Origin of the sequence: Polynucleobacter sp. MWH-Loch1C5 (genome assembly GCF_018881775.1) — a bacterium.
Lineage (GTDB): Bacteria > Pseudomonadota > Gammaproteobacteria > Burkholderiales > Burkholderiaceae > Polynucleobacter.
In genome coordinates, this window is record NZ_JACVPR010000005.1 from 469 (window position 1) to 1,179 (window position 711).

The 711-nt window shown below is 47.0% G+C and carries 1 pseudogene; it reads right to left on the reverse strand.

From position 1 onward, the window contains the following. A pseudogene (locus ICE94_RS08430) lies at positions 1-711 on the reverse strand (hypothetical protein); the annotation flags it as partial.

Genomic DNA, 711 nt, shown 5'->3' on the forward strand with positions numbered 1-711 from the left:
AATTGAAGAGTACTTGAACCTCCAGTATTACCACCACCTTGTGGACCTAAGCCTTGACCAGCACCTTGTCCTGGACCTGTACTATTCCCAGGACCACCGGCGCCTTGACCAGTACCGGATTGCGTATTTGCACCACCGCCTGTGTTGGCACCACCACTAGATCCCCCAGTTGGGCTATTACTTGCCAATTGAAGAGTACTTGAACCTCCAGTATTACCACCACCTTGTGGACCTAAGCCTTGACCAGCACCTTGTCCTGGACCTGTACTATTCCCAGGACCACCGGCGCCTTGACCAGTACCGGATTGCGTATTAGCACCACCACCTGTGTTGGCACCACTAACCGCTGAACCACCAGACGGTACAGTTGATGAAGAATTACTAGAGCTCCCACTATTTCCGCCAACTCTAACGAGCGATGAGCCTGGGTTAGCATTAGAAGTTGTTGGTGCTACTGTATTTTGTCTGTTAGTTCCAGAGCTGTTATTTGAGCCTGAGTTTGCGTTACTAGCAGAGTTAGCAGCAGTATTTACTGCAGAATTTCTTTGATTATTTGATGTTGTATTACTAGTAGAGCCAGTTGCTGCATTAATAGTTGCAGTAGTCGTGCCACTAGACAAACTATAGTTGGTTGCTAAACCACCATTACTACCATTTGCCAATGTATATGCAATAGTTACCGTCTTGCCGCTACCTGCATTTTTATTATCA